The organism is Luteolibacter sp. (genome assembly GCF_039920825.1).
GTDB lineage: Bacteria > Verrucomicrobiota > Verrucomicrobiia > Verrucomicrobiales > Akkermansiaceae > Luteolibacter.
On record NZ_JBDSCX010000016.1, the window covers coordinates 73,160 to 94,714 of the forward strand.

Below are 21,555 nucleotides of genomic sequence, written 5' to 3' on the forward strand. Positions count from 1 at the left end.
TTTTTGCATAAAGTTGCACGCATTTTATCAAATAATCTTTGATGTAATCGGCAGATTTCCAGCGTTTTGGCTGAGCGAAATAGGCCGTCATTCGCAGGGTTTTTCAACGGGGTAAGGATGCTTGGAAACCTTCGCTGGTGAATCGGAGCGCTTCATAAGGCCTTTATTTTTTCGTTAGGGTGAAGGAATCGAAATTAACCCCTGCCTGGCCGTCGAGATGGACGGTCAGCACGTAAAGGCCGGGGACCAGTTTCACCTCGCCGAATGGGTCGAGCGTCTCCCAGACATGATAGACCTCGACTGCGGGCTGGAAGCCTGCCGTCGTGGGGATCTCAAGCGGCCCGGTGGAAGCCGCCGCTCCGGCATTCTCCAGCGGCTCGAGTGTAGCAGTGAGCATCGCTCCTTTGTTGCCTGCGGCACATTTCACTCCGAAGTTATAGGTTCCCGCTTCTTTAACTTCGACAGTGTACTTCCACCAATCGCCGACGTTCGTCCATCCGACATAGGCCCCGCCATCTTTCTCCTTCGCGCCTGCCGTGCTGACATGATCCGCGCCGATCGCCCCCAAGCCGATGCAATCACCTGTTGCACGCGCGGAACCCGGCTTGGGTGTGCCACGGCGGTTGTAGGCGACCCCGTTGGCGTTGCCCGGCGCGACATCGTGCCATTCCGCCTGGATGATGCCCGGAACCTGTTGCGGTTTTCCGCCGTAAGGCTTGCCGGTGTAGGCCGGCCCGGCGGCATGGGAAGTATTTGCGAGTCCCGCCATGCCCCAGAAGGCGGCGATCATGATTTGAAAAAGCGGCGGACGGGATGTTTTCGGAAGACTTGTCTTCATCGGGTAATCAGGGGTTGAGCTTGATTCTATAGAACGCCTTACCGGCTGGCGGCACGGTGTCGGTGAAGCTGGCCATGCCAGCGGTCCCGGGAAAGGACGAGTTCAGCACCTGCCACGAAGCCGCAAGATCGGTGCTGCGCTCGATCGTGAACGTCACGCCCACCGCGCTTGGCCACTGGATCACTCCTGCCGTGCTTCGGACGGCGGCAAACATCGAAGTGCCGCTGTTCGGGATGAGTCCGAGGCGAAACTCCGTTAGATTATTGGTGCCGTCGTTGTCAAAGTCTCCGGTAGCCGTCTGGTTGGTGTTGCCGAAATAAGTCATTTCCCAAGCGTCCGTCATCCCGTCTCCGTCCGCGTCAGGCGATGAAACCGAGGCCTCGATCACGAATACGAAACCGCCTACCTGGCCTTCGTTTGCGGCCCCCACCCCACCCGCTCCGTTCAGGGTTCCGGCAACCATCCCGTTGGCATCGGCCGTCGCCGTCCCAATCATCGTTAGATTGGCTTGCGTCGGATTGGTCCCGGGATTGCCAATCGTCTGAGCCTTCACGCCGCCCGCACCGCTGTCGCCGAAGACGACATAACCGCCATTGTTGTTTCCATCCCACGCCGCACAGGCATAGAGGCTGACCACCTGGCCGGAGTTCAATCCCGCCAGCGTGAAGGGATGTGTGTTCGCGTTGTTTCCGAAGGTGTAGAATCCCGAACGAGTCAGGGGTTGTGCGGTATCCCCGTTGTCGTAGGACGCCACGTGGGTGAATGTGAAGTCGTAGCCCGAAAGACCGATGTTGGTAATATTGATCATCGTGTCCTGCTGCTGGCCGGCGAAAGCGGGACTCCAGCCACTCACATAGCCGGTCCCGGAAGCGCCGTCGGTTTTGGCGAAATCGATGTAAAGCCGGGCCCGGTTGTCGAAGCTGGCACTGATGGTGTGGGGAGCGGTGACATTGGAAAATGTGTAACTTCCAACCGGGCCGACCGAGGAACCATCCACCTGCACGTCCACCACTTGATAGCCCGAGGCAGGCGTGAGAGTGAAACCCTGGGTGCCACCATAACCGACCGACGTCGCTCCGTTAGGACTGATGCTGCCGTTTGATCCGGCACTGGCGGTGATCATGAAAGTGTCGATGGCAAAGCTGGCACTGATGGTATGCCCTGCGGTGACGGAGGTGAATAAATAGCTGCTCACCGGGCCGACCGGATTGCCATCCACCAGGACATTGGCGACGTGGTAGCCCGTAGCGGGAGCAATGGCGAAGGCCTGGTTGACTCCCTGAAACACACTAGTCGCACCGCTCGGACTGATGGACCCGTTGGCACCCGCAGTGGCGGTGATGGTATGGCTGACCGTATCGACGGCAAAGCTGGCGCTGATCGTATGGCTGGCAACGACATTGGTAAACGTGTAACCACTCAACGCGCCGACCGAGACACCGTCCACCAGGACATCCGCCACGTGATATCCGCTGCTGGCGGTGAAGGTGAAATTCTGGCTATTGCCGGAAGTCACACCGACCACGCCACTCGGACTGATAGATCCATTGGCGCCCGCTGAGGCGGTAATGCTGCGGATCGGAGGAGCCTGGATTTCAAACACGAATGCTCCCACCTGCCCTTCCGCATAGCCCGTAGTGATCTTGTCGCGGCCGTAAAGCGCTCCGGACACCACACCGGTGGCATCGGCGGTGGCCGTTCCGATCGTAGTTAGATTCGCCAAGGTCGGACTGGTGCCGGGATCACCGATCGCCTGGCCTTTCACTCCGCCGGCACCACTGTTTCCGAAGACAACATAGCCTCCAGCTCCGGTGCCATCCCATGCAGAACAGGCGTAGAGAATGACCGACTGGCCCGGAATCAATCCGGTCAGCGCGAACGGATGGGTATTGCCGCTGTTTCCGTAAGTGTAGAATCCTCCTCGCGTCAGCGGCTGGGTGGCACTGGCCTTGTCGTAAGCCGCGACGTGGGCAAAGGTGAACCCCAGACTCGACCCGCCGACATTCGGGACATTGACCGATGTGTCCTGCTGGAGGGTCGCATACACCGGAGTCCAGCCGTTCGTGGTAACTCCATTACTCGGCGCGAAATCCAGATACAGCCTTGTCGTTAGGCTGTCGAAGCTGGCGGAAATGGAGTGATTCGCGGTGACATTGGTGAACGTATACGAGCCAACCGCGCCAACCGGGCTGCCGTCCACCAACACGTTCGAGATGTAATAGCCCGAAGCCGGCGTGAGGGTGTAACTCTGGTTCGCCCCGGAATTCACCACGGTTGTCCCGTTGGGGCTGATGCTTCCGTTGGTTCCCACGCTGGCCGTGAGCGTGTAGGTGTTGATGGCGAAGCTGGCACTGATGCTGTGGTTCGCCTGGACATTGGAAAAAGTATATCCGGTCACCGGGCCGATCGGATTACCGTCCACCAGGACATTCACGACGTGGTAGCCCGTGGAGGGAGTGATGGAGTAGGATTGGCTGTTCCCCTGTGTCACGCTTGTCGCACCGCTCGGACTAATGGAGCCGTTGGCTCCCGCGCTGGAGGTCAGCGTGTAGGTGATGGCATCGGCGGCGAAACTGGCGCTGATGGTGTGATTCGCCTGGATATTGGTGAACGTGTAAGCACTCACCGCACCCACCGAATTTCCGTCTACCAGGACATTCAGGACATGATAGCCGCTGTTGGCCGTCATGGTGTAACTCCGGCTGCTGCCAGCGGTCACACTGGCCAGCCCGCTCGGACTGATAGAGCCGTTGGCTCCCGCGACCGAGGAGATATACAAGCCTTCACCCGGGAGAGAGAAGGCGCTGGCCTCATTTGAAACGGCGCTTTCCCCGCCCGGATCGACTGCGGTCACTTTGTAAAAGTAAGTCTGTTGATCGATCACGCCGATGTCCGTAAATCCCGGGTCGGTGAGATTGGTGGCCATTGGCGTCGAGTTTTCACCGCCGGGAGAAATTCCCCGATAGACGTTGAACGTCAGATCGGCCGCATCCCCGTTGTAGGACGGCGGCGTCCAGTTCAGAGAGATCTGATGCGCGCCTCCGGCGGCAACCAGATCGGCAGGAGGAACAGTTAAGGTTGCCGTCGAGATCCCGGCGAAATCCGAATATCCGGCGATGTTCGAGGCAATGATGTGGAAGTCGTATTCCGTGCCCGGTGTCAGCCCCGTATTGTCGAAAGCGACAGTATTCGGAGGAAGACTCGGGGCGATCACAATGAAGGTCTGTTCCGGGGCCGCTCGAAGGATGCGGTAGTTGTCCTCATTGTCCGCATTGTCCGTCCAGGCCAGGTGAACCGAGGTCGTGGTGTTGCTCGAAGGATAGGCGCCAGTGGGTGTCAGCGGCGGCACAGGAGTCAGGAGGTGCGCCTCGTTGGAATAGGTGGAGTTGCTCGCGAAATTGGTGGCCGTCACGCGATAATAATAGTCGGTGTTAGGCACCAGGCCGCTGTCTGCAAAGGTCGTTACATTCGGCAGCACGGACCCGACGACCGCATAGGTTCCGCCGCTCCCCGCCTTGCGCTCGACATCAAAGCCGGTTTCGTTAGAAGAATGGTCCTGCCAGTTTAAATTGAGCTGCGTGCTGGCGGCGGCTGTCAGAGTCAGGTTGGTGGGCGCGCCCGGAGCGGTCCCCGAGTAGATCTGCGCCTGCGGGATCGCCTGCTTGACCGTGGATGCGCTCTCCCATGACAATTTCGCCACCGCTCCGCCTACATCTTCGTAGTAATCCATGACAAACGCATATTGCTGTCCGGCGGATAGAGTGATGGTTCCGGAGTTTTCGGTATTGCCGTGGTTGGTCCAGTTGTCCACCAGCACGACACCGTTGACCGTCAGACGAACGCCGTCGTCGGAGTTGGTGTAAAACGTATAGGTCTGACTGTATTGCGCCTGGATTTTACCGGTCCATCTCACGGAATAAGTGTCGATTCCGATCGGTGCGCCGGGTGATGTGTTGCCCCAATCGAAATTGATCGTCGGATCCACCCGCGTGAGGGCCGGAGAACCACTGAGATGCACACCTCCCACATCCATGAAATACGCGGCGGCAGCACCGTCACCATTTCCGTTAGGTGGAGCCTGCGGAGTCGTGATCCCGGCCACGTTCGAATAGGCCGAGTAGGAATTCGTATTGAAGGCATTGTGGGAACGGACGCGGTACTGATAACTGGTGGTCGCCAGCGTGGTGAAATCCGTGTAATCGGATGCATTGGCGCTCGCATTGACAATCTGCGTCCAATTGCTTCCGCCGTTGCTGGAGCGCTCGACTAGGAACGAATCCTCGTTGCTCGAATTATCCACCCAGCTCAGGGTCACTTGGTTGAAGGCAACCGCAACCGCCGCCATTCCGGAAGGTGCCGCTGGTCCCGCGGTGGGTGGCACCGGCGGACCGTAAACTGCTAGGAATCCCGAAGCACCGGTCCCCGATGTCCCTGCGAACACCTGGCCGTCGGCCACGGTGGGCACGGCGAATTTCGTGACCGCCCCCGGCAGTTTGTCGCGGTTGGCCGCCGCTGTGGCGCTCGTCCACAAACGGTTGGCGAGGTTGCCCGCGGTATAGGCGCGCAACTCGCTCGCTCCGCGGTCCAGCACCCATGCGATGCCGTTGTTAGTTCCATTGGCGCTGATGCTGACCGTTCCGTCAAGCGCTCCCATGTTGTCAGTCGTGTGGCTCGTGTAAGCGCTCGAAAACGCCGCGTTGCTGATCGAGTAGGCGCGCCCATCTCCGCCATAGCCGGGGAATGCGAAGAGAGTGCCGTTGAAAAACGCCGGGGTATTCACCACACCATTGATTCCAGTGGTCGCGGTCTTGCCCCACTCTTGGACAATGTGGTCGGTCGTGGGATCGAATTTCCCCATGTTGGCGCGATCCAGCAGATAGAAGGTGCCGTCCTTGCCGCCACCCACGGCGAGTTTGGGATGGACCGTGCTGCCGGCGGAATCAGGTAACAACACCACTCCACCCGAACCGAGATCGGCATCGCGACCATCGATGTCATGGTTGTTCAGCGGGGAGAAATAATCCGCCACCCGCATGCCCCAACCATTGGCGTTCTGGTTGGTAATGCCGCTGTATGGATCGTCGGTCAAACGCATGAAACAGTCGCCGTAGTTCGACTTGTTGGGAAATCCCTGGGCATCGAGGCCGGTTCCGTTGTTCTGTCCGTCGAAGGTGCCGTTGCCGGTAACAACATACAGATCCCCCACTTCATCGATAGCAGGAACACCGCCCGACATCCATATGCCGGCACCACTTCCGTTAGGGCTGGCATTGAGCGCACCCGTGAGATCGAGCGTCGCGGCGTCGTGACGCAGGACCCAGCCGTGATAAGGGCCGTTGTCACCGTGCGAAGCGGAGGCGATGTAGATGCTGCCATTCGCCAACACCAGACCGCAGCGGTTGAATTCCCGCATGGCATTGAAATAGACACGATTCTCGCCGCCAACGAGGATCGATCCCGCGCCATTGCCGAGACCGTTGCCGACGGTGTAGGGATCCGTGCCGGTGCCTGTATCGGTGGTTCGATAGGTATAAATGCCATTCGCATAAAGCGTGTCGGCGACGATCGCGCTGTCGAGCACCAGACCGCTTTGGCTGCTGATCTTGAAAAGCGTTTGGACGAAATGCGCGCCGGTGACGCCGGTCTTGGTTTGTTTGCTCTTGGTTAGAACATACAGGAATCCCTGGGCGACATCGATCACCGGTGTGGAGGTGATGCCGATTTCCGGTCCGAGGTCGGCGGAACCGCTTTCGCCCTGGGGCATCGGGATGATCGTATCCGTTCCCAGCAGATTCACCAACGGGTTGACAGTGTCGAGGAGAGTCGTGCGCCAGAGGATGTTGCCGCCGTTGGAATCGATGGCGTAAACGCTGTTGTGCTCCGTCGCGACATAGACGGTGTTGTGAATGCCGGGTTGGTTTCCTCCGGTGATGTTCACTCCACCGACATAGAGCGGCTGCGCGTAGATTTGCCCGTCCACCGGTGTGGAGAACTGTTTTTGAAATTGCGTGGTGTTCACGCTGCTGGGTGTGAGCAATGTCTCCCGCGCGTTCACTCCGTCGCTGGTGAACGTGTTGTGATACTGCGGCATGTCAGTGGAGGCGGGCATCGTCACGTTCACCGACACATCGCCACTCACCACACTCAATCCGCCCGCGTCGGCGACCGTTACGTGGAAGGCATAGGTGCCGGAAGCCGTGAAAAGGACCGTGGCCCTTTTCGTCGCGTTCGTGCCGTTGGCCACAAACGACACCGGAGCGGGCGGCGTGCCGGTGGTTGCCCAAGTGTAAGTTAGATTTTTTCCCTCTCCGTCATCCGCACCGGACGCACTGAGCAGCGTGCGGGTATCGGTAAACGTGGCAGGACTGGCGCTTGGAGCGACGGCCACTGTGGGGGCGGCATTTGGCAAGACCGAGACATTGCTGAAATTACTCGTATTCAACGTTCCGCTGACGTGCGAAGTCACTGCGAGTCCCACCAACGCGGGAGACGCCATCGCCACGGTTTGCGGCCGGTTGATCTGTGTCCATGAAACTCCGTCCGCACTGAAGAATGCGCAGAACAAATTACCCATGCGGGTCAGCTTCACCCATTTGGGAGCACCGATTCCTGTTAGTTTGGAACTCGAAGCTGTTCCACCCGGAGTCGCGCGCGACTGGAAAAGCACGCCGGATGACGGCGTCACCATCACACTGGCGAATGGCGATCCCGCCGCGGTCGAATCGCGGAACATCAGCCCGGCCTTCGCGGCGGTGTTCGTTGCCTCGACAACGGTCACCCGCGCGATGGCCACCGCGTTTCCAGTGACGGATTGCTCTGCGAAATTAAACTGATCCGCCGTGCCGCCAATATCGGTTCCGCCACCGGTGATCGTCCAAACACCCGTGCCGGAATCGAATTCACCCGTCCCCGTGGGACTCGGGCCGCCGATGTTCACATCCGTCCACCCGGCGGGCAGGGCGGCGGATGCCGGCATCGCGACCGCGAGCAGCAAAACCGCACCCAGCGACAGACTGGAGAGACGGCAGAAATCGGATAGGAGACGCATGTTTTGAAAATGTCAGATTTTTATTTTCCGAAGGAGGACATCAATTCACGAGAATTGATGTCCTCCTTCGAAAAAGGGAGGCCCGGCAGGCCTCCCTTGAACTGGTAAGTTCCGAGTCACTCCGATCGATTTCCAACCGACCGGAGCGATATCATTCGACCGGCAGGATCAAGGGTTGAGCTTGACCCGATAGTAAGCGTGACCGGCTGGCGGCTCGGGATCGGTGTAGCTCGCAGTGCCGGCGGTGCCGGGGAACGATGCTTCCAGAACCGTCCACGAACCGGCGGCAAGTGTGGTGCTGCGCTCGATGGAGAACGTCACTCCGACGGCGCTCGTCCACTGGATCAGACCGTCGTTGTTAAGGGACGCCGCAAACATCGAGGAGCCGCTGTTCGGGATGAGACCGAGACGGAATTCGGTGATGTTGTTGGTGCCATCGTGGTCGAAGTCACCGGTGGCGGTTTCGTTGGTACTGCCGAAGTAGGAGTTTTCCCAATTATCATCCATTCCATCGGCATCGACGTCCACGATCGGGGCCGCAGCCTCGAGGACGAAGACAAACCCACCCACCTGGCCTTCGGTTGCGGAATTCACGCCGCCGGCTCCTTGGAGGTTTCCGGTAACGGTTCCAGTGCCATCGGCCGTAGCCGTCCCGATCAGGGTCAGGTTCTCCAGAGTCGGATAGTACCCCGGATTGCCGAGGGTTTGAGCCCTCACTCCGGCGGCACCGCTATCGCCAAAGACGAGGGTCGCGCCACGTGCGTTTCCATCCCAGCCGGCGCAGGCATAGAGGTGGACGGCTTGCCCGGAGGCCAATCCTGTCAGGCCGAACGCGTGGGTATTGGTGATGCCGCCGTAGTTGAAGAATCCCGAACGGGTCAATGGCTGGCCGGAAGTGTTAGCATCCCAGCCGCTCACGTGATCCGCGGCGAATCCATAGGCGGAGCCGCCTACGTTGGCAACATTGACCATCGTATCCTGTGGCGCGGCACCTCCCACGCTGTTGCAGTAAACCGAAGTCCAGCCGCTTGTCGTGCCGCCACCGTTCTGGGCAAAGTCGAGGTAGAGCCTGGTACGATTGTCAAAGGTGGCGGCGATGGTGTGGTTCGTAACGACGTAGTCGAACGTGTAAGTTTCACTCGTGCCGACAGGGACACCGTCCACTTTCAGATCCGCGATGTAATAGCCGGATGCGGGTGTGATCGTGAAGCTCTGAGAACCGTCATAATCCACCGTAGTCACGCCGTTCGGACTGATAGATCCATGGGCGCCGGAGCTGGCGGTGATGGTGAAGGTGTCGATCGCGAAGCTTGCGCTGATGGTGTGGTTCGCCTGGACATTCGTGAACGTGTAACCGGTCACGGCACCGGCCGAGTTTCCGTCCACCAGAACATTCGCAACATGATAACCCACGTCGGGAGTGATGGAGTATGGTTGATTGACTCCTTGGAACACGCTCATCGGACCGCTCGGGTTGATGGTGCCGTTGAACCCTGCGCTGGCATTGAGGGTGTAGGATACCGTATTCACGGCGAAGGTGGCACTGATGGTGTGATCCACGAGAACATTCGAGAAGGTGTAGGAAGCCTGTGCTCCTACGGAATTTCCATCCACCAGGATGTCCATCACATGGTAACCGCTGTTAGCTGTAACGGTGAATTCCTGGCTGCTGCCGGAAGTCACACTGACCGCGCCGCTGGGAGAGATGGAACCGTGAGCACCCGCGCTGGCGGTGATCGTCCGGATCGGAGGAGCCTGAAGAGCGAATACGAAACCACCGATCTGTCCTTCGGATGCGGTGCCGACTCCGTTGGCTCCGTGCATGGTGCCGGAGACGATTCCGTTGGCATCGGTCGTTGCCGTTCCGATCAAAGTCAGGTTGTCCAGGGCCGGGCCATTGCCGGGAGAGCCGATCGTCTGGGCCTTCACTCCGGTAGCGCCGCTGTCACCGAAAACGACGTAGCCGCCCTTGGCGTTACCATCCCATGCGGCGCAGGCGTAGAGACCGACCACCTGCCCCGGAATCAATCCTGTAAGAGTGAATGGATGGGCGTTGGCAATATTTCCGAAATTGAAAAATCCGGAACGCGTCAGGGACTGGGCGGTATCGCCATTGTCATAGGATGCAACGTGGTCGAATGTGAAATTATAGCCCAGACCGCCGACACTGGTGATGCTGACCATCGTATCCGCCTGTTGGGTGGCGAAGGCGGGATTCCAGCCACTCGTGTAGGCACCGCCGGTTTTCGCAAGATCGAGATAGACCCTCGTCCGGTTGTCGAAGCTGGCGGTGATGGTATGGGTCGCGGTGACGGCGTCGAACGTGTAGGTCTCGATCGCTCCCAAATTGACGCCATCCACTTTCACATCAGCGATGTAGTAGCCCGAAGCAGGCGTGATGGTGAAGGTCGGAGAGTCGCCATAATTCACAGCCTGTCCGTTAGGACTGATGGTCCCGTTGGCACCCGCGGTGGCGGTGATGGCGTAGGTGTTGACCGCGAAGCTGGCGGCGATGGTGTGGCTTGCCGCGACATTTGAGAACGTGTAGGTGGCAACCGCGCCGACCGAGCTGCCGTCCACCAGCACGTCGGCAATGTGATAGCCGGTGTTGGCCGTGATGGTGAAGGGCAAATTAACCCCTCCAAACACGGTGACCGCACCGATGGGGCTGATGGAGCCGTTGGCGCCCGCGCTGGCGGTGATGGTGTAAGAGGTGGTATCGGCCGCGAAGCTGGCGGCGATGGTAGAGTTGGTGGCGACACCGCTGCTGAAGGTATAGCTGGTGACCGCTCCGACCGAAACACCGTTCACCAAGACATCCGCGACGTGGTAACCGCTGTCAGCCGTGATGGTGTAACTGGGAGTCGCGTCGGCATACGCGTTGCTCACGCCGCTCGCACTGATAGAGCCGTGGGTACCCGCACTGGCCGTGATCGTCTGGGTCGGGACAAACATGAAAGCGCCGACTTGGCCTTCCGCGTAGCCAGTTGTGATTTGATTTCGCCCGTAGAGAGCTCCGGAAACCATGCCGGTGCCATCCGCCGTTGCCGTCCCGATATAGGTCAGGTTGGCAACAGTCGGGCTGGTGCCGGGAGTGCCGACTGTCTGAGCCCGCACTCCGGCGGGAGCGTTGTCGCCATAGACGACATAGCCGCCAGCGCTATTTCCATCCCAAGCGGCGCACGCATAGAGTTTGACCGGGAGGTTGGGATTCAATCCCGTCACAGCGAATCCGTGGGCGTTACCCGAGTTTCCATAGGTATAGAAACCCGAACGCGTCAAAGGCTGGGCGGCACTGCCGTTGTCATAAGATGCCACGTTGGCAAACGCGAAACCGTATCCCGATCCACCGACGTTGGCGGCGTTCACCTGCGTGTTTTGTTGTTGAGGGACAAAAATCGGGTTCCAACCGGTGGCATAGTCGACGCCGGCGACTCCTGCGGGAGTTAAGGTTTTTGCGAAGTCCAGCTTGAGTATACCCGCCTGGACTTGCTGCGCGGATATGCCAAGAGCGGCGAAGATGGGAAACGCCAATGCGGCGTATTGCCAGGCCCGGGACGGCCCGGGAATCTGGCGGATGGAATGATTGTGGGATGGCGACATGGGGTTCATGATTCGGTTGATAGGTAGAGGGTCCGCAATAACCGGACGAAGGTTGGGTCTTGGAGTGGGCTAACCGGAGATGGTGAAACGGGATGGATCTTCAACTTTCGCGCGGAGTCGGAAACACGGTTCGGTTCGGCCGGGCTTTTCCAAATGGGTTTCGACGCGACAGTCGTGATTCAGGAAATAGAGGCGCAGATCCCTCATGGCAAGCGCCATTTTGCACAAATTTGCATTAATTTTTGAAAGGAATGAATAGAACGGAATTTTTGGAAAATAGCAGGGACAAGCCGTCACCCCGCGTGCGGCTTCACCGTGAAATCGACGAACCGGTTTTCAGGGACGTGTGACCTTGAGCCGCATGAAACGGTGCCCCCCGGGAGCCGCCGGCATGGGCACGGTATCGAAAACCGTGACGTTTCGTGAGGGATTGTCGCCGCCGTCGTATGGGACTGACGCGCTATTCCAAATTTCCGCCCAGCTCGCTAAATTGCCGGTGGCCTCGACCCGGTAGGTAACGTCCGTGGCGATCCGTTGGCGGTTGAAAGTGAGAGTGAGGAAGGTGCCGGATGTCGCAGGCCCGGGCAATCCGGTGGTCGACGACTTCGCCGGATCAAGTCCTAACGCATATTTCATGAGATTCGAGATGCCGTCGTGCATGGGCGTCGCCGTATCGCCGGCCAGCGGATCATTCGGGTCGATCGTGCCGAAATGGGCCTGCCGCCAGTTCTGAAGCGGGCTGAGCGGCATTGCGGATGCCTCCGACGAATCGGGGCTTTCTCCCCCGCCGTTCAACGCCGAAACGACGTAGTAGCAGACAGTCCCGTTAGTTACTCCCGGATCGACAAAATTGCCGGATGTCGAAGTGCCGATGCCGGTGTAAGGCCCGCCACTGGCCGCGGCGCGTTTGATCTTGTAGCTGGTTGCACCGGACGAAGTATTCCAAGCCAAGGCTACCTGCCCGCTGCCGGAAGTGGCGGCCAATCCCGTCGGTGCAGGGGACAGCGCTTGCAGAATCTCGATTCCACAACAGAGGGCATTGTCCTTCACATTGGAAAATTGAACGACCACTTGGCCACCGGCATTAACCGCCGTGCTGAACTCCTGGATATTTGCCATGAATTTGGCACCGCTAACAGCGAAGATGTCGAAATTCGTCAGCACCGACGTGCCATTGATCGCAACATTGAACAGACGCGAGTTGGCAGCGGTGAAATATGTTTCCGCAAAATGCAGACGCACATTGCAGTTTGTTCCCGGCGTGAATCCGCCCATGGTATAACCGAAAGCTCCCAGTCGATAGGTTTGATAGACCGCCATCGGAGCGGGATTCGTCACGCCGCTGATATTGACCGTATTTGTCTTTGAGTTGGTGGTGCCACCCGAAAATCCCCAATCGGCGGCAAACCGTCCGAGGGCCGGTCCGGCACAGTTCGCAGCCGAGACCATGATGGTCGTGGCATTCGCCTCGTTGGAGCTGGCGCTTTCACCGGTGGCGTTCGTTGCGGAAACCACATAATAACAGGTGACTCCATTGGCGAGACCGGTATCCATGTAGCTGGTGGTGGCCGGCGTCGCGATCGTCGTATAGGGCCCGCCGCTGACGATGGAGCGTTTCACCTGATAGCCGGTCGCTCCGCCCGAAGCACTCCACGCCAAGCCGATCTGGCCACTGCCCGGAGTGGCCGTCAGGGCCACCGGTGCCGCGGGTTGCGTCGTGGTGGCGGTGCCAGCCTCGTTTGAATTGGCGCTCTCACCGGTGGCGTTCACTGCGGAAACCACGTAATAGTAGGTAGCTCCAAGGGTAACGCTGGAATCCATGTAGCTGCTAGCTGTCGGCGTGGCGATCGTCGTATACGGGCCGCCGCTGACAGTGGCTCGCTTGACTGCGTAACTTGTGGCATTGGATGAAGCCCCCCACCCCAATGACACCCGTCCGCCCCCCGCGGTGGCGGTCAGCGCGCCCGGTGCGGGCGGAGCTGCGCTTCCCGGAGCCACCCCGTTGATGGCCATTTCATAAATCGATGCCCAGCCCCCGCCGCCTGACACCGTGACTTTGACATATCGTCCGGCATTGGCTCCGGAAACGGGAATGCGGTATTCGTTCACTCCGAATGCGGTGTTCAAACGCATGTCGAGCGAAAGGTTGTAGGTCACATCATCGTCGCTCAGCTCGATCTGATACTGATAGTTCCGGGTCGCGTTGTTGTACCAATTGAATTGATAGCCGCCGATCCGGCTTTTTTGTCCAAGGTCGATCTTAATCCACTGCGGATAGGTTCCGTTGGACGCGCTCCAGCGGGTAGTAGCAATCCCGTCAATCACGTTGGCGATGGGATTGCCGCCCTCGGCACTGCCCGCAACAATGACTTGCGAGGGTTTCTGCAAAGAAGTCTCCGCCCATTGGACGAACACCAGGTACATGTTGCCGTTCGGGTCAAAGTTGGCGACCTCGTGGCCGTTCGTGGCGAAATAACAGTTTTCATACGGTGCCATCAAGCGGCTCTTGAAAACATTCATCGGACGCCCGTTGACCGTTACCTGCCCGGGCAACTGCTGCCACTGGTAGCGTTCGTTGTTCTCGTGAGCAGGCATGCCGTTGGCGGCGTCGATCAACTGATAGACATAGGAAAACCTGGAAAGGTTGAACTGGTATTGATCGGTGGAGGAACTTTCACCCGCATCGCCCAAATACGGTCTGATGTATTCAGCCCCCGTCAGGTAAGCGGGCAGCGATCCGAACACAATACCGGTGCTGTCCATGTAAACCCTCTGGCCCGCCTGCACGCTGCTCACCACGGCCGCATCCGTATTCGCCCCGGAATAGGCGAAGTCCACAATGCTGGTCGCCGGTGCAGGCGGCTGGGCCGGCTTCGGCGGAGGCGGCGCAACGCCCTCTTTCACCGGCGCGGGTTCAGCTCCAAGCGGCACGGTGTATTTCTGCGGCCAGATCGTCGAAAGACCATTGGGGTTTGGCACGGCAATCGAAACAAGAGACGCGCTTGCGGGCGTCAGGGCTGTGCCGGTGTAAGTGTTGGTTCCAGATACATTCAGCGTGAAAGTCCCCGTCGTCCGGGTGGAACGCACCAGCACGCGATTGATGCCGGCTTCCACGTTGAACGAATACGAGGATGGGTTGACGATCCCGTTGTTATTCACGTTCGTGCTGTACCGGACGCCGCTGTTGTATCCGCCTAACAAAACTCCTTCCCCGCTGCAGGTGAAACTGACCTTATCTTCATAGGTTGGGCAACGGTTGCCGTTGGCATCCACCACTTCCACGTCGAACATGGTCACATCCGATCCATCGGCCATGAACTGTCCCGACGGACCGGGCACCGGTGATAGCCTCAAGGCCACCGGCCCACCCGCCGTCGATTTCTGCTGCACGGCCACTTGCGTGCCGCCCGATGTGTAGCCTGTGGCTTTGATCATTCCCGGCTGCCATGCCACGTTGGTGAACTGGAAAACATAGTTGTTCACCTGGTCGCCACCGGTTGGCAGGATGCTGGTGGGAAAGAAGTTCTTGGTGCCATAGCCGTAATCATGAAGCAACGTCCCGTTGGTATCGAAGGTTTGCAATTTGACCAGAGCCGTATTGGCGGCGACATAGACGGTTTTCACAGTGCCAACTGGATAATTCCAGTGACCCACCACATGAACCTGCGGATTCGAGTTATGCGCCACTTGGAGACCGTAAAAAGTTTCCTTCGGCAACCGCACCCCGTCCACCGCGCCGCTCACCCGCGTCACCTCCAGGTCATGCATTCGTCCGTCGGTCACCGAGTCCGACCAGATGATTTTCGCTCCACCGACATTCACTCCCTTGCTCACGTTGGTTTCCGGCGTCTGCACAAAAACACTGCGCTGATACCGCGCGTAGTATTTTGCCAGATTCTGTAAAACCATATCTTCCGAATTCTGCAGCCTGAAGTAGGCGTGCGTCGGGTTGCCGGTTGCGCTGCTGATCACATACAAATAATCCCCGATGAAATCCGAGACACCGCTGTTCAGCCCGAGCGCCTGGTGATAATCCGACGCGATGGAAAAATAGCCTCCTGTGAGATATTTGTGAATCGTATCTCCGGGCGTGCCGGCCGCCGGTGCCGGATTTGAATCCATCCCATTCCAGCGCTTTGAATTCAGCATCGGCGTGTAATTGTCCCATACCCGCCGCGGGGCTTCGCCACGGGCGTATTCGGCGTCCCAGAGTGGTGCGTAGAGATCGTTTCCCGCGCCATCCATGGTGCTGGAGAACTCGCGAATTCCCTGCGTGGTATTCGTATCATTGGATCGCAAACCCGCGAGGCGTCCGCCACTCGGATCCCATTGCAGGCGCACGTTCAACATGTCGGTCATATGTTGCGCTGATAGAATCTGATTGCATGCCTCATAAAACAACACGCTTGGATTGTTCCGGAAATAGATCGTCACGTCCCGCATGATGTCCAGACGCTCCTGCCACTTGTTCACGTCGGTCTCGTCCCCCTCATTGTTCGCCGCCGGACAAACCATGACGATGCCGAACTTGTCCGCCGCCTCCACCTGCACCTTGCGCGGGGCGATGTGCATCGGGCGCACGAAATTCGCGTTGTTCTCCTTCATCAGCTTGAAGTCGAATTCGTTCATCCAGTCCACCGGTGTTCCCACGCCCGGCCACTCCATCGAGGTCCGGGGGGCGTAACCATTGAGGTAAATCGGGTGGCCGTTCACCTGGAGTCCGTAGGTCGAGCTGAAAGAATACTTGCGAATTCCCAACGGCGTCTTTCCTACATCGACCGTCACTCCACCGATCTTCACGGTCGTGTAAATTTGATAGATATATGGGTAGTCGGGGCTCCAAAAGTGGATGCCGCTCATGCCACCCGTCAGATTGAAAACGCCCTTGGCTCCCGGAGCGATCACCTGTTGGCTCCCGGTCAGCGTCAGCAACGGATTACCGCCGGCATCCACGACCACCGAGCTGCATGAAATCGTCTGTGCCGTGAGATATTCGTTTTTCACCTCCGCCTGAACCGTCACGTTTCCGGTTTTGGCCAGCGTGTCGATGTTCGTGACGTAGTTATAGGTCCCTACAGTTCCCAAGTCTCGATAGAGCGGATACGTCAGATGGGCCAGGTCACAAATGTGCAGCGTCACGTCGCGGTTCAATCCGCCGAAGTTCGGATTAAACGGCTGTCCGTAGGGAAGCTCGACTCCGGCATAAGTCACTGTCTTGTATCTCTCGTCGTTGTTGACCTGCACCGCGATCACGTTGTCGACGCCGAAATTCACCTGGTTCGTGATATCCAGCCCGTAAGGAGCCACGCCGTTTTCATGCAGGCCCACCCATGTTCCATTGATATAAAAATTCGCCACCCTTCCTATCCCTTCGAATTCCAGAATGATTTTCCGCCCGCTGTATGCGGAATCGATTGTGAAATGCTTGCGATACCAAGCCTTGCCATAATAAGGACCGGTTTCCTGTGCGGAATCATTCGAGGTGGCACACCATTCCCGGAACTTGTTGTCGTCGTAAGTATGCGGCAGGCTTACCGGCTTCCACGCGGTATCATTAAGGGCTGACACGGCGGCTCCCGTAATGTCCTTTTTCCCGCCGAACAGCCAGTCATAGTTGAAATTGAAACTGATCCGGTTGTTGGCGGGAGGAACATAGGCATCCGCGCGGACCGTCGTTGCAATCAGGCCGGAAAGCAGCAACAGGCCGAAAATCCAAGTGAGGACATTCAGGCAGGTCGAGGAACGTTTCATGAAGCAGAGATGGATGAAGCCGATGGCAGGGATCCTTTGATGAAAGTCCTCTGCCCGATAGACCTCGGCTCACGGTTGAACTGCAATGACCCGAGCAAACTTCTTGGCACCGGCGGCTTTTGGAATGGTAACGACAATGATGTCGAGCGCACTGGTTTCATCAACGGTGTAGGACGCTCCCGTAGCACCGATGGGACCCGTATCGCTGACAGGACCGATGGCGATGTCATTGCCTGCAGGCCAGCTTCCGAGATTGTCGCTGACCTGAAGTTTTACCGCAACGGCAGGTGGCAATTCCGAGACATCCGAACGCTTGAAGGTGATCACAAGATCGGTGCCGGAAGCGCTTGCGACGGACGGCACGATCGGCGGAGTGTCGTTGATGGTGGGGTCGCCGCCGAGGACGAATTCCAGCAGGTTTTTGGTTCCGTCGCCATCGGGATCCGAAACCCCGGCGGTATCGGTGAATGGGTTGGCAAACGGACCAAGAGCCCAGGTCTGATAGGGAGACAAGGCGGGGACGGAGGTGACGTTCAATTCCACACTATTGCCATCTCCGGATAGCTGGACGTTGGCAACCCAGCCGGACGGTAGAGAGGCAATGGAAGGAAGTATCCCGGTGAGACTGCTACCGGAGATCAGAGTATAGACTCCGACAGCGGCGCTGCTGTTACCGGTGATTTTGAGCGAGGAGCTGCTGCCCAGATTGAGCGCACCCAGGACGTCCAGTTTGAAATGGCTGTCAGCATCGGTAATCAGATTAAAAGTCAGTGCTCCGCCGGCATCAATGGTAGTGTCGCCACCGATAACCCCACTGCCACCGAGCGTAGCACCGGTTGCCACTTGCGTTGCGCCTGTGGCTCCCGATTGGTCGCCATTGATGATCAGCGTGCCGGCGGAAACCGTTGTGACGCCGTCATATGCATTACCTGCCGTTAGAACAGTTGTTCCGCTGCCAGCTTGCGTGAAAGAACCGGTGCCATAGATGCCCGCGAACGAACCCAAGTCGCCGGATTGGGAAAATGCGTCGCTTCGGTTGATGGTCAGGTTGCTGTTGTTGTTAATGGTGCTGGTGGCGGTGAGTCTTCCAGTGGTGCCGCCATTGCCAATCCGCAACGAACCACCGTCAATTGTCGTAATGCCCGCATAAGTGCTTGTGCCGGTCAGGGTGAGCTTGCCCGCTCCGACTTTCGTGAGGGAGCCCGTCACCGGGGCATCGACTATTAGATCGCCCGCTCCTCCGATGGAACCGGTGCCTCCGAGATTGACCGAGACCGCGTTTGCAGTGGCGGTAGCCGCGCCGGAAGCGAATGAGACCGTGGGTAGTAAGGAGGCTCCACTTCCAGCTGCGGTCATCTGTAGGGCGGAGACCACGAATTTATCTCCCGCAGGGCTCACCGAGAAGCCTGGCCCCGTCAAGCCTGCTCCAGCACCGAGTGTTACGGTTGGGGTAGAGGTATATCCGAAGCCGGTGGAACTGATGCTCACAACGCCTGTGGTCTTGTCCACCGTGGCAGCGGCACCCGTACCGCCACCGCCTGTGATGGTGATGGTAGGAGAGGTCGTATAGGTGCTGCCGTTAGCTGATAATCCGATCGTGTCGACCGATATGCCGAGCAGCGCGTTTGCGGTCGCTCCGCCGCCGCCGTTGATCGTCACGGCGGGAGGCGAACTGTAGCCGCTGCCAACGGAACCAACTGCAAGCTGACTGACTCCGCTGCCAATCGTCGCGGTGACGCCCGTATTGCTATTGATCAAGGCTCCGTTGCCACCGACACCGCTGCCGTTGACGGTGATGACTTCTTCAATGCCGGTCATTCCGTTGAGGTCGAGAGTGCCTCCCGACATCACGGTCGTACCTCCCGCCACGGAGGTCGCTCCTCCAAAGCCGAGCCCGTTGGTGTTGCCAAGCTTGACCGTCTGTCCGCTCCTGATGGTTGTTAGTCCGGAGTAGCTGTTGTTGTTGTTGAGTTCGACCGTACCCGTACCGTTGAAATCGATAATACCGTTGAGCGAACCGCCGTTGACGACCGGCCCGGTAAACCTGGTGGAACCCGTACCCAAAAGGGTCAGCGTCCGCTGCGCCGTGGTGTCAGTAATCCCCCGGAGGGTAAACGTTCCCGCGAAGGTCGTCGTGCCCGCGTTGCTCACCGTCAGGGTTTGTGTTCCAAGCCAGTTGAGCGGACCGTTAAAGGTCAGGTCATTGCTGCCATTGATGGTGTAGTTGTTCGCGTTGGCGAAATTAATCGTCGCCGCCGTGGAGCGCGCGCCACCGACGGCTTGTATATTGCCCGACTGGAAGGTAACCGAGCTGCCAGCGAGCGCGTTGTCATCCCCAAGTCCGAGTGTTCCGTTAGTAGCAACGGTCGTCGCTCCCGTGAAATTTTGCGGAGCATTGATATTCACCGTGCCGGAATTCTGGGCGGTGACAGCCGTCGCACCGGTTGCGGAGTTCGTGCCGCTGATATTGATCACGCCACTGCCGTTCGCCTGATAAACGCTGGTCGCCGTCGTTCCGGTGATTATTAGATTGCCGCCATTGCCGAAGGTGGTGCCGGTGTAGGTATTGGTGCCGCCCAGAGTCACGGTGCCTTCACCGCTCTTGGTGAAGGTGTTGGTTCCCACGTTGGCGAACTTGCTATTGATCGTGAGACTGTCGCTGGAGGTATCGGCCCGCACCACGTAGGCGACGCCGGAGGCGGTGGTGATCGTGCCGCCGCTGATGGTGGTGGAGCCGCCGCCGGAACGGAGAATCCCGCTGTTAGTATTGAAGGTAAGCGTCGTGGCGGCGGTCTGGGTGAGATCGACCGCTCCCGCGCCGCTGAACTTCAGGGTGTTGACAGCGGCGTTTCCCTGACCGGTGATTGAAGCGGCGATCGAGTTGTGAGCACTACCGATAAGACTGGCTCCAGCAATTGAAAAAGTCGCATCAGTGCCATAGACAGGAGCCCGCATGTAGGTATTCGCTCCGTTGCGATAGGCATAGTCCGCGCCGTTGAAAAAGGCCTGTTTGTTGACAAAGCCCGCGCCTCCCGCAGTGTTGATCATGTTGTCAGTGCCGTTGGTGCCACCGCTCACCACGTAATTGAGCGCCCCCCCCGCCGTGTATGTCTGGGTCGTAAAAGTGAGACTTGAGTTTCCAACATTTCCGCGAACGGAAGTCACCGTCGCATCCGAGCCCGCGGCGGCGGAAATGGTACCGAGCCCTTGAATGATACTTGGAATGGATGAGGATCCAAAAGTGAGCTTGCCCTGTGTAAGGGCAGTATTTCCGGTATAGACATTCGTTCCTAGCAAGGTCGTTGTGGTCCTCGGAGCCTTCACCTCCAGGATAATGATGCCACCGGTGCCTCCGTTGCCGATGGCTCCGCCGACGGTAACGCCGCCCAAGCCCACGCCGAGGGTGTTGCCAAAAGTCAGCGTTTGAGTGCCAGAGACGCCACTGCTCGTAATGCCATTGGCGAACGTCAGCAGATTGCTCGAATTGTTCGTATATTCTCTGCTGGAGTTTGTGGTGAGGTCCACCTTGGCGGCCACATCTCCAATCGTCACGGCACCGGCACCGGCGTTCACGACAATCGTCCCGGTTAGGGCGAGGACATTAGCGACCGGAGAGCCAGACGCCCCGCCGAGCAGGGTGGTGGTGCCGGTATTGGCGAAGATCAAACCCGCGGACCCTTGGTTGCCATTCAAATAGATTGTTTCGTTACCATTGATTGCCGCCAGGTTGAATTGCGCGGTATCGGTGATGAGGGGGACAATGGAACTCCAATTCGCGGAGTCGCTCCAATTGCCATCGGCCGCCGTTCTCCAGGACAGCGTCGCGGCCTCGCCGGTGTAAACCAGAACGAATGCGGCGGCGGCGACGATGCCATAGCTGAACAAGGGGGAAATGAAGGAGTTCCTTAGGTTTGTTTTCATGGATTTACGATCAGATGAGGGTTTGGACGGGAGTTCTATCAATCTTGAAAAATTTCGGGGCGCTCGACGGCAAAGAGATCTGAACAGGGTTTCACCGCGGCAGTGAATTCGTGGGTTTCGCGACGCGTCATCGGAGCCGCAGCCGGCGACGATGAGGGCATCCATCAGTAAATAGGAATCGGCGAACGGTTTGGCAAGAACAATAGTGCATAAATTTGCATAATACAAATTTATGCACTTCCCGGCCCGGCGGAACGGCAAACCACATCAGATCCGAAGTGCGATCTCGAAACCTCAAAAAATGGTTCAGCGGGCAAAGCGTAACGGAGTATTGTCCGCACTGGTACCGCCCTTGCCATCGCGGACGATGACGAAAAGGCGGGAGTTTGGATGG

General features: G+C 58.5%; 5 protein-coding genes. All 5 read right to left on the reverse strand.

The window, feature by feature from the left end; genetic code table 11:
• Positions 1–163: 163 nt before the first annotated feature.
• The gene (locus tag ABIQ96_RS04055) at positions 164–790 is read right to left on the reverse strand and encodes a carbohydrate-binding protein (protein WP_348213271.1); all 627 of its coding nucleotides are present in this window, start codon (positions 788–790) and stop codon (positions 164–166) included.
• Between the two features lie 55 nt (positions 791–845).
• The gene (locus tag ABIQ96_RS04060) at positions 846–7,886 is read right to left on the reverse strand and encodes a PA14 domain-containing protein (RefSeq protein ID WP_348213272.1); all 7,041 of its coding nucleotides are present in this window, start codon (positions 7,884–7,886) and stop codon (positions 846–848) included.
• A gap of 168 nt (positions 7,887–8,054) precedes the next feature.
• Positions 8,055–11,498, reverse strand: a complete 3,444-nt coding sequence (locus tag ABIQ96_RS04065) for a hypothetical protein (protein WP_348213273.1) — start codon at positions 11,496–11,498, stop codon at positions 8,055–8,057.
• 327 nt (positions 11,499–11,825) lie between these two features.
• Positions 11,826–17,240 carry a malectin domain-containing carbohydrate-binding protein gene (locus ABIQ96_RS04070; protein ID WP_348213274.1) on the reverse strand — a complete coding sequence of 1,805 codons (5,415 nt, stop codon included), beginning with the start codon at positions 17,238–17,240 and terminating at the stop codon, positions 11,826–11,828.
• 69 nt (positions 17,241–17,309) lie between these two features.
• Complete coding sequence (locus ABIQ96_RS04075; RefSeq protein WP_348213275.1) at positions 17,310–21,161, reverse strand: autotransporter-associated beta strand repeat-containing protein; 3,852 nt, start codon at positions 21,159–21,161, stop codon at positions 17,310–17,312.
• Positions 21,162–21,555: the final 394 nt, after the last annotated feature.

Coding starts and splice junctions, on each gene's coding strand:
- ABIQ96_RS04055 (WP_348213271.1), bottom strand. CDS start 790: ATGATCGCCGCCTTCTGGGGCATGGCGGGACTCGCAAATACTTCCCAT.
- ABIQ96_RS04060 (WP_348213272.1), bottom strand. CDS start 7,886: ATGCGTCTCCTATCCGATTTCTGCCGTCTCTCCAGTCTGTCGCTGGGT.
- ABIQ96_RS04065 (WP_348213273.1), bottom strand. CDS start 11,498: ATGAACCCCATGTCGCCATCCCACAATCATTCCATCCGCCAGATTCCC.
- ABIQ96_RS04070 (WP_348213274.1), bottom strand. CDS start 17,240: ATGAAACGTTCCTCGACCTGCCTGAATGTCCTCACTTGGATTTTCGGC.
- ABIQ96_RS04075 (WP_348213275.1), bottom strand. CDS start 21,161: ATGAAAACAAACCTAAGGAACTCCTTCATTTCCCCCTTGTTCAGCTAT.